The sequence below is a fragment of the Chryseobacterium sp. WG23 genome, assembly GCF_024586575.1.
Classification (GTDB): domain Bacteria; phylum Bacteroidota; class Bacteroidia; order Flavobacteriales; family Weeksellaceae; genus Chryseobacterium.
Genome location: NZ_JALCZE010000001.1, coordinates 476,390 through 490,812, shown reverse-complemented (window position 1 = coordinate 490,812; position 14,423 = coordinate 476,390). Strand labels below are relative to the sequence as shown.

Annotated in this window: 11 protein-coding genes; 8 read left to right on the top strand and 3 right to left on the bottom strand. The window is 37.1% G+C overall.

Annotated elements, in window-relative coordinates:
• Positions 1-3: 3 nt before the first annotated feature.
• Positions 4-1,125 (bottom strand): alpha/beta hydrolase, encoded by a 1,122-nt coding sequence (locus MP477_RS02250; protein WP_373567398.1) that lies wholly within the window; start codon positions 1,123-1,125, stop codon positions 4-6.
• Positions 1,126-1,331: 206 nt separating this feature from the next.
• Between MP477_RS02250 and glgB the strand changes: the two genes are divergently transcribed.
• The 8 genes from glgB (at position 1,332) to apaG (ending at position 12,511) form a co-directional block, all read left to right on the top strand.
• Positions 1,332-3,278 (top strand): 1,4-alpha-glucan branching protein GlgB, encoded by a 1,947-nt coding sequence (gene glgB / locus MP477_RS02245; protein WP_257188968.1) that lies wholly within the window; start codon positions 1,332-1,334, stop codon positions 3,276-3,278.
• Between the two features lie 2 nt (positions 3,279-3,280).
• On the top strand, positions 3,281-4,687 hold the full coding sequence (locus tag MP477_RS02240; RefSeq protein WP_257188967.1) for a glycogen synthase: 1,407 nt from the start codon (positions 3,281-3,283) through the stop codon (positions 4,685-4,687).
• A gap of 1 nt (position 4,688) precedes the next feature.
• Positions 4,689-4,973, top strand: coding sequence for a hypothetical protein (locus MP477_RS02235; RefSeq protein ID WP_257188966.1), 285 nt, complete (start codon positions 4,689-4,691; stop codon positions 4,971-4,973).
• Positions 4,974-5,266: 293 nt separating this feature from the next.
• Positions 5,267-6,535 (top strand): glucose-1-phosphate adenylyltransferase, encoded by a 1,269-nt coding sequence (locus tag MP477_RS02230; RefSeq protein ID WP_230035240.1) that lies wholly within the window; start codon positions 5,267-5,269, stop codon positions 6,533-6,535.
• A gap of 244 nt (positions 6,536-6,779) precedes the next feature.
• Positions 6,780-7,820: an SRPBCC domain-containing protein gene (locus tag MP477_RS02225; protein WP_257188965.1), complete on the top strand. Its 1,041-nt coding sequence runs from the start codon at positions 6,780-6,782 to the stop codon at positions 7,818-7,820.
• 114 nt (positions 7,821-7,934) lie between these two features.
• On the top strand, positions 7,935-10,748 hold the full coding sequence (locus MP477_RS02220; protein ID WP_230035246.1) for a 2-oxoglutarate dehydrogenase E1 component: 2,814 nt from the start codon (positions 7,935-7,937) through the stop codon (positions 10,746-10,748).
• A 38-nt stretch (positions 10,749-10,786) separates the two neighbouring features.
• Complete coding sequence (gene odhB, locus MP477_RS02215) at positions 10,787-12,040, top strand: 2-oxoglutarate dehydrogenase complex dihydrolipoyllysine-residue succinyltransferase (RefSeq protein WP_047490993.1); 1,254 nt, start codon at positions 10,787-10,789, stop codon at positions 12,038-12,040.
• A 96-nt stretch (positions 12,041-12,136) separates the two neighbouring features.
• Positions 12,137-12,511, top strand: a complete 375-nt coding sequence (apaG, locus tag MP477_RS02210; protein ID WP_230035247.1) for a Co2+/Mg2+ efflux protein ApaG — start codon at positions 12,137-12,139, stop codon at positions 12,509-12,511.
• 241 nt (positions 12,512-12,752) lie between these two features.
• On the opposite strand, the gene MP477_RS02205 is transcribed toward apaG, so the two are convergent.
• Complete coding sequence (locus MP477_RS02205) at positions 12,753-13,310, bottom strand: 3'-5' exonuclease (RefSeq protein ID WP_230035253.1); 558 nt, start codon at positions 13,308-13,310, stop codon at positions 12,753-12,755.
• 126 nt (positions 13,311-13,436) lie between these two features.
• Positions 13,437-14,420, bottom strand: coding sequence for a glycosyltransferase family 2 protein (locus tag MP477_RS02200; RefSeq protein ID WP_257188964.1), 984 nt, complete (start codon positions 14,418-14,420; stop codon positions 13,437-13,439).
• Between the last annotated feature and the right edge of the window lie 3 nt (positions 14,421-14,423).

Here is a 14,423-nt window from a genome sequence, read left to right as displayed (position 1 = left end):
AACTTAATTTTTAATGCTTTGTTGCTGAGGTTTTACTTCTACAGGGTTCTCTGTATTGTCATAGAACAGCCATTCAATAGCTCTTGGAAACTCCTGAGACCAGTAAAATTCATTGTGGGTGCCTTCAGGGTTAATATTCGTTCTGAATTCAAAATCGAAAAGATTCTTTTTTTCCCACCGTCTTAAATATTCTTCAAAAATATGGATTCTTTTTACCATTTTGGAACCTTCCTGGCCACCGCCGTACAGATATATTTTTGTGGTAAACGGAACTCTGAAATTCATCATGGGGAAGTTATTATTAGGCTCTACCCAAAGAGAAGGAGAGAAGATCAGCAGTTTAGAATAGACTTCCGGATAAAGAAATCCACTGTAAATACTGATAAGGGCTCCTAGTGAACTGCCGCCGATACCGGTGTTGTTCCGGTCTTTTTTTGTGCGGTAATGCTCATCTACAAAAGGTTTTAAAGTATCTGTAATAAAGCGGATGTATTTTTTTCCTTCAGAGCCATTAGCAATATTGTCATTATCAAAAATATATTCTTTTATTCTGTCTTCACTTCCATGCTCTATAGCGATGATAATAACGTCACCCCGGCCATATTCTGCCAGGATAGATAACTTTTTGTCAATTTCCCAATTTCCGAATCCACTTCCTTCATTGAATAGATTCTGTGCATCCTGAAGATACAGGACCGGATAGTTTTTATCGGAAGTATAATAATCAAAAGGCAGTAAAGCCCAGATTTTACGGTAACGGTCAAGCTGAGGAATATAGAATTCTTCGGAAATCACTTCTGCTATAGGAAAAAACTCTTCTTTAAACGGGCCCCAGTTAAATCTCCATTTCTCTACAATATCAGAAGTCTTTCCAGCTGCTTTTTTTACTTTCCGGTTGGGGCTGATATTCCCGTATTTATCAAGTTCCACATTTTCCCACCCTCCCTTTGTGAATTTATATTCAATTTCATCAGGAAGAGAAGAGGTATCAAGTTCTATAAAATAATTATGGGGATCCACCTGCCTAAGCTGGTAGTTGTAGTCCTTAGGGTTCCATTTGTTGAAATTTCCTGTAACAAATACAGGCCTGTCATCTTTTTCTTCGATGTAAAGTTCCAATCTGATCATATGTGTTTAATTGATAATTATTTGATTTCTAAATTTATAAAAAAGATTGTTTTAAAATCATAAAATAATGAATAGAAAAGTAATATATTTGATAGATGTGCGAATAAAGAACCCTAACACGCCAATAATTTGATTAATAATTAACGGCTGTTACCGGGATTTTTCGTAGTTTCAAAGAAAATATTAAATACAATCGGACCTTGATGAATTCTGTTAAAACCTATACACTTTTTACTGATCATGATGTGTATCTTTTCAAAGAAGGTAGGCATTATAAGCTGTATACTAAGTTTGGGTCACATGCTGCGGAAAAAGATGGAGTGAAAGGAATTTATTTTTCAGTCTGGGCTCCCAATGCTAAAAAGGTTTCTGTAATAGGAAACTTTAATAACTGGAACCACAAAGACCATATCCTGTATCCCCGCTGGGATGAATCGGGAATATGGGAAGGGTTTATTGGAGGATTATCCTGGGGAACCCTTTATAAATATGCTGTTGAAACAGAAAGAGGTGAAATCTTAGAAAAGAGTGATCCTTATGCGTTAAGCTGGGAGCAGAATAAACAGGCAGCTTCACTGATATCTACTACCTGGTATGAATGGAATGACCAGGAATGGATGGAAAGCCGCTGGCAAAATAACAGCCTGAAAGCTCCCTTGTCTGTTTATGAACTCCATCTCGGGTCATGGATGAGGAATGAAGAATATCCTGACCGGTTTTTAAATTACCGGGATATTTCGAAAAAACTTGTTCCTTACATTCTTGAAATGGGCTTTACCCATGTGGAATTTATGCCTGTTATGGAGTATCCGTACGATCCGAGCTGGGGATATCAGATTACCGGTTTCTATGCAGCAACTTCCCGTTTTGGCTCTCCACAGGATCTTATGTATCTTATTGATGAGCTTCACCAAAATGGAATTGGGGTTATCCTGGATTGGGTACCATCTCATTTTCCGGGGGATGCCAACGGACTTCACCGTTTTGATGGATCCTATCTGTATGAGCATGAAGATCCGAGAAAAGGATTTCATCCCGACTGGAAGTCCTATATATTTAATTACGGAAGAAATGAGGTTAAGTCTTTCCTTATTTCCAATGCCATGTTCTGGCTGGACCGTTATCATGCGGACGGATTACGTGTAGATGCGGTAACCTCAATGCTTCATCTGGATTATTCAAGAAACGAAGGAGAATGGGAACCTAATATATATGGCGGTAATGTTAATCTTGAAGCAAAAGCTTTTCTTCAGGAGTTCAACACAGCTGTTTATAAAGAATTTGGCGACCATATTATGACCATAGCTGAGGAAAGCTCAGATTTTCCTATGCTTACTAAACCTGTTCATGATGGTGGTGTAGGCTTCGGAATGAAATGGATGATGGGGTGGATGCATGATACACTGGATTACTTCAAGGAAGATTTTGTCAACAGGAAATTTCATCATCACAAGCTCACCTTTGCTTCAGTGTATATGTTTAACGAAAATTATATGATGCCGCTGTCACATGATGAAGTAGTGCATGGTAAGGCAAGCCTGATTTATAAAATGAGGGGAGATGAGTGGCAGAAGTTTGCGAACCTTCGTACCTTGTATGTGTATATGTTTACCCATCCCGGGGCAAAACTTCTTTTTATGGGGGATGAATTCGGGCAGACCGGTGAATGGAATTTTACCCAAAGTCTGGATTGGCATTTACTGGAATATCCAGTTCATAAAGGATTACAGAAGCTTGTAAAAGAGCTGAATCATTTATATACCACAGAATCTGTCTTTTACGAAAATCAGTTTGATAAAAGTGGTTTTGAATGGGTAGAAGCGGATGATCTTGAAAATTCAGTATATGTATATCTAAGGAAAGGAAAAAGAAAAGATGATGTTTGTATGGTTATTTTAAATCTTGCTCCACAGGTACTGGATTATAAAATAGGGATTCATACAGCAACGCATTGGGAAGTTGTTTTCAACTCCGATGATGAAAAATATAGCGGAAGTGGAGTAGCAGCTGAAATTCTGGATGAGAAGCATGAGGAATGGATGGGACACCCAAAATCATTAACGCTAAAAATTCCTCCGCTGGCTGGAATTATCCTTAGGCAGAAAAAAGATAAAAAGTATAAATTACATAGAATTAAACATAAAAGATAAGAATGGTTGTTTATCATTTAAGTACAGAATGTTATCCTGTAGCAAAAGTAGGAGGTCTTGCGGATGTAGTCGGGGCACTGCCGAAATATCAGAACAAAATAAAAAGCGTAGAAGCTAAGGTAGTAATGCCCTGGTATAATAAATCTTTTGTCTATGATCATGAATTTGATATTGTTTTTGACGGATTTATCCATCAGGGAGAAAATATGCTGCAGGTTCAGATTTTAAAAGAAAAAACCAATGTGCTGGGATTTGAGCTGTATATGGTGAAAATTCCCGGGTTACTGGACAGAGAAAATCCTTATGGATATCAGGATGAGAGTTTTCAGTTTCTTGCCTTTCAGCAGGGAATATTGCATTGGATGTGTGCAATGAAGATCCGCCCGGATGTTCTGCACTGTCATGATTATCACACCGGATTGGTTCCTTTTATGGTTGAACACTGCCCGGAATTTCAGTTTTTACAGGGAGTAAAAACCATAGGGACTATTCATAACGGAGAATATCAGGGTATGATGAGCTGGAGTATGGCCAATTATATACCTTCTTTTGATATGTACAAATGGGGGCTGATGGATTGGAACGGGCTGATCAACCCTCTGGCCAGTATGATTAAATGTTCCACTGCTTTTACTACCGTTTCCGAGGGATATCTGGAAGAACTTTTTATCAGCTTCCGTGGACTGGAAAGTCTGGTGCGTCAGGAATTTGGTAAAGCATACGGAATTATTAACGGTATTGATACCGAAGTATGGAATCCTGAAACAGATCCTATGCTGGATTTTAATTTCAATATAAAAAATGCAGTTGACCAAAAGAAAAAAAGCAAAGAAAAACTGTGTAAAGAATATGGCTTAAAACCTGAGCTGCCTTTGTTTGCTTTCATTGGTAGGTTTGCTACGGAAAAAGGCGCAGATTTGCTGCCCGATGTTGTCTGGAAAAGCATTAAACAGAGCTATGGAGCTTTAAATATTATGATTCTTGGATCCGGAAACTCCTATATTGAAAATAAGCTGAAAGAGTATGAATACACCTATACCAATTTTGCTTTGGATCTAGGGTATAAAGAACATCTTTCCCATAAGATCTATGCATCGGCGGACTTTTTACTCATGCCGTCGCGGGTAGAGCCATGTGGACTGAACCAAATGTACTCTATGAGATATGGAACAGTGCCGGTGGTAAGGTATACCGGAGGGCTCAGAGATACAGTGGAAGATATTTCTACCGGCGGAGCAGGACTCAATTTCACCTATGCTGGGGTAGATGATATTGTACATGCGATGAATAGGGCTATGGGAATCTATAATCAAAAAGGCATCATGAAAGATCTTATTCACGCCAACATGAATTTTGACTTTTCATGGGAGAAATCTGCGGAAAAATACATAGCTTTATATAACAACTGATATGATAAGGGGTTTTCTTTTTGTATTTCTGATTAGTCTTGTTTCCTGTAAAATAAAAAATACTAACGCTTATTCAAAAGAAAATAATACCTACCGGGACAGCTCTTATTATACGATTATAAGCTATGGTTATCCAAATTTGGAAAGGCTGGCACTTATGGAAATAATTTCAGAAAAATGGAAAATAAGGAATATAGAAGCTGCTGGTTGTGAAGTTACCAAAGAATTGATGGATAATGCTGATGCCGAAAATAAAAAAACATATGCAGCCATAGAAAAGAAATAGGGTAAAGGCTGGAGAGAAAGATATGAAAAAGATCTGGAAGAGGCAGCAATGAAGCAAGCTGACATAATGGACATTTTAATTACTAATAAAGTCTTCAGAGCACAGCTTAAAAAGGGTAATATAGCAATTGACGGAATTTATAAAGACGTAAAACAACTGAAGGATTCCGAAATATATGAGACAGCCATATATGGATATACTGAAGACAATAAGAGAATTAATTGTTGTACATTACATATAGACACCAAAAATAAAACTGTATATTTAATAAAATAAAAACACGCAAGATAATTATGAATCGAAATGTAATCTCCATTGTTTTAGGAGGCGGCAGAGGGACAAGATTATTCCCGTTAACGTATACAAGATCAAAACCGGCAGTTCCTATTGCCGGGAAATACAGGCTTGTAGATATTCCCATTTCAAACTGCCTGAATTCGGGACTGAATAAAATCCTGGTTTTAACCCAGTTTAATTCAGCATCTTTAAATTCACATATCAAGAATTCCTATCATTTTGATATTTTTAGTAAGGGATTTGTTGATATTCTGGCAGCCGAACAAAATGTGGAAAATGAAAGCTGGTATCAGGGAACAGCAGACGCCGTACGCCAGTCTATGAAGCATCTTGAAAAATATGACTATGACTATATCTTAATACTTTCAGGAGACCAGCTTTACCAGATGGATTTCCGGGAAATGCTGAATTTTCATATCGAAAACGGAGGTGACCTTACCATTGCTACCATTCCTGTGAATGCCAAAGATGCAACAGGTTTTGGGATTTTAAAATCGGATGACGAAGGAAATATTACTTCCTTTTATGAAAAACCGGACTATGATATGCTGGATGGACTGAAATCTGAAGTTTCGGACGAAAATAAGCACAATGGAAAAGAATTCCTTGCTTCTATGGGAATTTATATTTTTACCAAGACCATTCTTAAAAAAATGTTTGATGAAGGGGCAGGAGATGATTTCGGAAAAGATATCATTCCAAGCTCAATAGGAAAATATAAAACCCTGAGCTATCAATATGAAGGGTACTGGACAGATATAGGAACAATAGAGTCTTTCTACGAAGCCAATCTGGATCTTTGTCAGGACTTTCCGCAGTTCAACCTTTTCTCATCTTCTCCTATATACACCAGAGCAAGGATGCTTCCGCCATCAAAAATTAATGGTTCTTACGTAAGCAAAGCCGTATTTGGAGATGGATGTATCATCATGGCTGACAAAATTGAAAACTCTGTCATTGGAAACAGAACAAGGATAGACAAAGGAAGTACCATTGTAAATTCTTACGTGATGGGAGCTGATTTCTATCAGAATACCAAAGAAATTGTAATAAACGACAGGAAAGGACGTCCGAATATGGGAATAGGGAAGTATTGCTATATTGAAAAGGCAATCCTGGACAAAAACTGCCATATCGGGGACAATGTGAAAATCATCGGGGGGAAACATCTTCCGGATGGTGATTATGAAACCCATTCTGTACAGGATGGTATTGTAGTCGTGAAAAAAGGAGCTGTATTGCCTCCGGGAACACATATAGGATAATAAGTGAGAAAGAATAAAGCTTGAAGAGAGAAGTTAATCAACTGAAAGAGTAAATGAAAGTCAATTGTATTGGTTAAATTTATTCGATCAGTTTTACTGATTTTTATTAAAGAATGAGTAGTAACTGTTAGCCAAACAGTGATTTCCAGCTTTCTCTAGTCCTTGATAGGTTAATTATTGTTAAACATACAACTAGAGTGATCAGCATATTGGTCACTTTTTTTATTTGTATTACTTTTGCGTGATGCGTATTTTTAAGATCTTAGCTTTTATTATTGTTCTTTTAGGGGGAGCTTATGCTGCCTCCATGTACTATTTCGTGGATGAAAGTAAAAACTTCACCATTGAAAAAGAAGTTGATTATCCTGTAGATAAGGTTTTTGGACAGTTTAATAATCTTCAGCATTTTACCCGGTGGAACAATTATTTCACCAGTTCACAGTCTATGGATATAGATTATTATATGCCTTATGAAGGACAGGGAAGTGCCATCAGCTATGTAGATCCCAAGAATGATACCAGTGGAGAAATGTTCATCAGGTATGAAAATCCTAATAAGACTTTGAGATACCAGCTTTTTGAAGATGAAAATGAAAATCCAACCTTGGTGGATGTTAAATTTAAACCTGTATCAGCTGAAAAAACAAAAATCATATGGTACGTGCATACCCCCAAACTTTCTGTATGGAAAAGAGTAGGTAATTTTTGGACGGAAGACAGATTTGCTGAGAATATTACCAAAAGTATGGTGAATTTAAAGAATGTTTTAGGAAATAAAGTGGAAAAAGACAATCAGATGGCTGCCATAAAATATGACAGTCTGATGGTTGAAAATGAAGAAGATAAATTGCTGCTGGGTATCAATGTGAGCACTTCCAACAAAAAAGATGCACTCTACAGAAATATCGTTATGAATTATAACAAAATGTATAATTTCGTAACCATGGATCTTGGCAAAAAAGACGATGAATTCGGGTACTCTATCTTAATGACAGATGCAGATAATTATAAAGACAAAGAAGTTTCTTACTTTCTGGGGATCCCACTTTCTAAAAAAATTGGAGTAACAGACAATAATTTCAGCTTCAGAACCGTAAATCCGTCACAAAATTATGTCATGTACTACAAAGGGAGCTATGAAGGGAGAATTAAGGCCATTCAGCAGCTGATCCAGAAAGCAAAGAAAGATGAGATGCGTTTTGGGGATATTCGTCAGACTTTCATTGAACGTCCGATGGAAGGACAGGAGGTAAACATGAAGCTCTCATTATCAGTCTATAAATGATTTTTGTTTTCTTAATTTTTTTTAACGGTCTGAGACTGTTCTAAGTCGGTTTTTTTTATTAAATTTGAAGATTAATTCTACAAATAAATTTTAATAAATAGATAAACTGTAATAATGGACAGATTTTCATTCCTAAACGCAGCTCATTCTCAGTTAATTGAGGATTTATACCAACAGTACTTAAAATTCCCGGATTCTTTAGAACCATCATGGAAAGCCTTCTTTCAAGGCTTCGATTTTGCTTTGGAGAACTACGGTGATGACGATAACATCCAATTTACTCAGGCTTCGGCCAACGCTGCTCCTGCAGTACAACAGATTTCTCAGGCAGTATCAAATGGAGAGGTTCCTGAGCACATCAAAAAGGAATTTAAGGTGGTAAACCTTATTGAGGCCTACAGAACAAGAGGGCACTTGTTCACAAAAACAAATCCTGTAAGAGAAAGAAGACACTATACTCCTACTTTAGATATCGAAAACTTCGGTCTTACTAAAGAGGATTTAAATACAAAATTCAACTGTGCTGTAGAAACAGGAATGAAAGAACCTGCTACCTTAGCAGATTTGATCAAGCATTTGGAAAATATCTACTGCGATTCTATCGGGGTAGAATATACCTACATCAACAATGTTGAAGAAAAAGATTTTATTAAAAAATGGCTTCAGGTTAATGAAAACCATCCAAGCCTTTCTGCGAATGAAAAAACAGAAATCTTATTAAAATTAAATCAGGCGGTTGCGTTTGAAAACTATCTTCACACAAAATTTGTGGGACAAAAAAGATTCTCACTGGAAGGAGGGGAATCGTTGATTCCTGCATTAGACCAACTGATCTCCAGATCTTCCCAATTAGGGGTAGATGAGGTAGTCTTAGGAATGGCACACAGAGGAAGATTAAATGTTTTGTCTAATATTTTCGGAAAATCTTATAAACAAATCTTTTCAGAATTTGAAGGAAAAGAATTTGAAGAAGATGTATTCTCCGGTGACGTTAAATATCACTTAGGATCATCTAAAAAAATTAAAACAGCTTCAGGAGAAGAAGTGTGTATCAACCTGACTCCAAACCCGTCTCACCTGGAAACAGTAGCGGCTCTTGTAGAAGGAATCTGCCGTGCAAAAGTAGATGATAAATACAAAGACTATTCTAAAGTTTTACCAATCATCATTCACGGTGACGGAGCTATTGCAGGCCAGGGTATTGCTTATGAAGTAGCACAGATGATGACACTGGAAGGATATAAAACAGGAGGTACTGTTCATATCGTTGTCAATAACCAGGTGTCTTTCACCACAAACTTCCTTGATGCCAGATCTTCAACATACTGTACAGACATTGCAAAAGTTACAGAATCTCCTGTAATGCACGTAAATGCTGACGATGCTGAAGCGGTAGTTCATGCCATCCATTTCGCTGCTGATTTCAGAGCTAAATTTGGAAAAGATGTGTATATCGACCTTTTAGGATATAGAAAATATGGTCATAACGAAGGGGATGAGCCAAGATTTACACAGCCTAATCTGTACAAAGCGATTTCCAAGCATCAGAATCCAAGAGAAATTTATAAAGATAAATTAATCCAGGACAGCGTAATTTCTAACGATATCATCAAAAAGATGGAGGTAGACTTCAAAGCTTTATTAGATAAAGATTTTGATGCTTCTAAAGAGATTGAAAAAAACGTTATGGATTTATTTATGGCGGAAGACTGGATGAACTATCCTATCGGAAAGAGAGGTGTAGTTCAGACGCCGGTGGATACCAAATATGATATCACTAAGCTGAAAGAATTGGCCCTTAAAATGTCAACACTTCCTGCAGATAAAAAATTCATCAATAAAATTACAAGACTTTTCGAAAACCGTATCAAAGCGATTGAAGGAAACTCTTTAGACTGGGCAGTAGGAGAATGGTTAGCATATGCCACACTTCTAGTAGAAGGGCATAACGTAAGAATCTCCGGAGAAGATGTTGAAAGAGGTACATTCTCTCACAGACATGCTGTAGTAAAAACCGAAGATACAGAAGAAGAATATATCCCGTTAAGACACGTATCAGAAAGCAGATTTGATGTATTCAATTCTCACCTTTCAGAATATGGAGTTTTAGGTTTCGATTACGGATATGCGATGGCTTCTCCTAATACATTAACCATCTGGGAAGCTCAGTTTGGTGACTTCGTAAACGGAGCTCAGATTATCGTTGACCAGTATCTTGCGGCAGCAGAAGAAAAATGGAAATTACAAAACGGATTGGTCATGTTATTACCTCACGGTTCGGAAGGACAAGGTGCGGAGCACTCTTCAGCAAGGCTGGAAAGATTCTTAACACTTTGTGCTAACGAAAATATGGTAGTTGCTAATATTACTTCACCAGCCAACTACTTCCACTTATTGAGAAGACAGTTGAAGTGGGCATTCAGAAAACCATTGATCGTAATGAGCCCTAAATCTTTATTGAGACACCCGAAAGTGGTTTCTCCTCTTGAAGATTTTGCAAACGGTTCATTCCAGCCAATCTTAGACGATCCTACAGCAGATCCTAAAAAAGTAGAAAAATTAGTTCTTTGCTCAGGTAAACTGTACTTCGAATTATTAGCGAAGAAAGAAGAACTGAACTGTGAGAATATTGCATTAGTAAGATTTGAACAGCTATATCCGCTTCAGACAGATGCTATCGAAGCGATCTTCAACAAATACAGCAATAAAACACAGTTGGTTTGGGCTCAGGAAGAACCTGAAAATATGGGAGCTTGGTCTTATATCCTGAGAAACTTCAGAGATACAGGAATTCAGGTAGTATCTCCTGTACCAAGTGGTGCTCCGGCCCCAGGTAGCCACAAAATGTTTGAGAAAAACCAAAATGCAGTGATCAACAGAGTTTTTGATAGAGATGATGCTCCTGCAAAAAGACCTGTTACAGCTTAATTAAAATAATATCCATTAAAAAATAAAAAATACTCGATATGTCAGTTTTAGAAATGAAAGTTCCTTCACCGGGAGAATCCATTACAGAAGTTGAAATTGCAACTTGGCTTGTAAAAGATGGTGATTATGTAGAAAAAGATCAACCTATCGCTGAAGTAGACTCAGACAAGGCAACTCTTGAATTACCTGCAGAGCAAAGTGGTATCATCACTTTAAAAGCAGAAGAAGGAGATGTAGTACAAGTAGGTCAGGTTGTTTGTTTAATTGATATGGATGCTGCAAGACCAGAAGGAAATGCTCCTGCTGCTGAAGCTCCAAAGCAAGAAGAAGCTCCTAAAGCTGCTGAACCGGCTAAACAGGAAGCACCAAAACCAGCAGCTCCGGTTGCTGCTCCACAAACTTATGCCACAGGAGCTCCTTCTCCGGCTGCTAAGAAAATCCTTGACGAAAAAGGAATTAATGCAGGGCAGGTTTCAGGAAGCGGAAGAGACGGAAGAATCACTAAAACTGATGCTGAATTGGCTGCAGTTCCTGCATTAGGAGGAAGTCCTCTTACTGCTACTGGAGCAAGATCTACAACCACAACAAAGCTTTCTGTTCTTAGAAGAAAAATCGCTCAAAGATTGGTTTCTGTAAAGAATGAAACTGCGATGTTAACCACTTTCAACGAAGTTGACATGTCTGAAATTTTCAGATTAAGAAAGCAATATAAAGAAGAATTTGCTCAAAAACACGGAGTGGGACTTGGTTTTATGTCTTTCTTCACTAAAGCTGTTACAAGAGCATTGGAAATGTATCCGGATGTAAATGCATCTATTGATGGAGATTTCAAAATAAACTATGATTTCTGTGATATTTCAATTGCAGTTTCTGGCCCTAAAGGATTAATGGTTCCTGTATTGAGAAATGCAGAAAACATGACTTTCAGTGGAGTTGAGGCTAACATCAAAGATCTTGCTACAAAAGTAAGAGATGGGAAAATTACCGTAGATGAAATGACTGGTGGTACATTTACAATCACTAATGGGGGTACATTTGGATCTATGTTGTCTACACCAATCATCAACCCTCCTCAATCTGCAATCTTAGGAATGCACAACATCATCCAGAGACCGGTTGCTGTTGACGGACAGGTTGTTATCAGACCAATGATGTATGTAGCAATGTCTTATGACCACAGAATTATTGACGGAAAAGAATCTGTAGGATTCCTTGTAGCCGTGAAAGAAGGTATCGACAATCCTGTTGCAGTATTAATGGGAGGTGACGAAAGAAAAGGCCTTGGATTATAAGCTTTAATAAAATTATAATAGAAATATATGATCTCGCCTTAAAAAAGGCGAGATTTTTGTATTTGTTAAGAAAATACTACAATGATGTTCTCAAAAATGACTTCTAATATCAAAGTTTCAGTAATACCTGAATATGATAGTAAAAACAGTTTTCCATCCGAGAACCGTTATGTTTTCAAGTATAATATTACGATAGAAAATGACGGAAGCTTTCCTATCAAAGTACTTAAAAGAAAATGGTTAATTTTTGATGTAGGTTTTGGATATACTGAGATTATAGGTGACGGAGTAATTGGATTAACTCCGGAAATAGAAAATGGCGAAAATTTCGCTTATTTCTCAAATGTAATGCTTCGGTCCGGTGTCGGGAATATGAGCGGAAAATACCAGGTTAAAAATCTGGAGACCCAGGAGATTTTTGAGATAGATATCCCAAAATTCAATCTGCTCTCTGAAGTTTTAAGTAACTAAAAATTATTCTTTAATCAATTGATGCTAATACCACTTTGAGATTTTACTTCCATAAAGTAGCCCCCTTTTAGCAGGTTAGAGACATTGATTTTAGAATCAGAAGGGTTTTGAAGGATGAATTTTCTTTCAGCATATAGACTTTTAAATACTCTTTACTATCCGTAAGTTTATATGATTTGTCTGTGCATACAGTAAAGGTATCATTGAAAAATAAAAAATTAAAAGGTTTTAGTTTTTAAAACTATAGTTTCTTGATATATTTTTTCAATACAGATTCATCTATTTCCTCATTGCTGGTGATAATTAATCTTTCAAATGCCAGCAAGGATATTTTTGCACAAACTTCAGCATCAGCTCCAGCCCTGTGGTGATTAAAATTGATCTGGTGGTATTCTGCCAGAGGTTTCAGCCCATATTTGGGAAGGTAATTCCATGATTTTTTTGCCAGCTGTATGCTGCACAAATAGTTTAATTTTGGAGGAAACATCCCGTAATGTTCAAAACAGCCTCTTAAAACCGAAGCATCAAAACTGGCATTATGGGCAATCATCAATGTTCCGTACATTAAATCCTGGGCTTCATGCCAAATTTCATCAAAAGTAGGAGCATCCTTTACATCTTCGGGCTGTATACCATGTACAGCAACATTGAATTTGTTAAAATAGGGAAAACTGGGAGGTTTTATCAGCCAGGTTCTCGTTTCTACAATTTTAGAATCCTGTACCACGCAGATTCCCATCTCACATGCTGAGCTTTTCTCATGAGTTGCCGTTTCAAAATCTATTGCACAGAAATCCATTTAAATAATTTGATATTTTAAGTTTAAGGTTTGAATTGAGTGAAAAGGTATAAATTTTTTTGATAGTATAATAGTAACCTTTAATATGACAGATATTGGTAGATTAAACCGGCCATATGCAAACTGCTATCTATTCTTTCCACCTAAAAAATGGGTAAAGATTAGCCATTTTGATTGATAAAACTTATCTTTCTGGTGTTTCTGGCGCAGTTTCCAGGTTCCCGGAAGCTGACCGTAAAAACCAAAATGAGCCCTTACTACTGCCCACAGATGAGGAAATCCATGCTTTAATCCGAAATAAATTCCTGCAGCACCATCCAGACAAAGCCGGAAGAATATCAGCCATATCAGTCTTGGAAAAGGAAGGTTTTTAAGCATCATTGAAAGATTATTTCTGATGTTCAGGTAAGTCTTTTGAGCACTCTGCTTATTAAGTGTTCCACCACCTATGTGATAGACCCTGGATTTTCCTGTATAAAAGATCTTTTTTCCAGAGTTAATGAGTCTCCAGCATAAATCAATTTCTTCCTGATGGGCAAAAAATCTTTCATCAAAACCATGTTGTTCCCAGAAATCTTTTGAGCGGATAAAAAAGCAGCATCCTGAAGCCCAGAAAATCTCTGTTTCATCATCATATTGGCCTTTATCTTCTTCAAGATCATCAAATACCCTTCCTCTGCAGTAAGGATAACCCAGATTATCAATCAGACCACCTCCGGCACCGGCAAATTCAAAATAGTTTTTGTCACTATAGGATAATATTTTAGGCTGAACAGCTGAAATATCAGAATTCTTTTCCAGGATCTCCAATACAGGTTCTATCCAGTTCTCAGTAACTTCTACATCAGAGTTGAGCAGACAGTAATAGTCATTTTTTATTTCCTTTAAACCCTCATTATAACCTCCTGCAAAACCATGATTTTTATGATTTTTAATGATCTTTACTGTTGGAAAATGAGTAGTTAGAAATTCTACAGAACTGTCTGTCGAAAGGTTATCAATGACGTAAATATCTGCATTTTGAGAAAATTGAACCACATTCGGTAGAAATTTTTCAAGCCAGTTTTTGCCGTTCCAGTTTAAGATAGCAACTGCCAGTTTTTTCTGCATGTA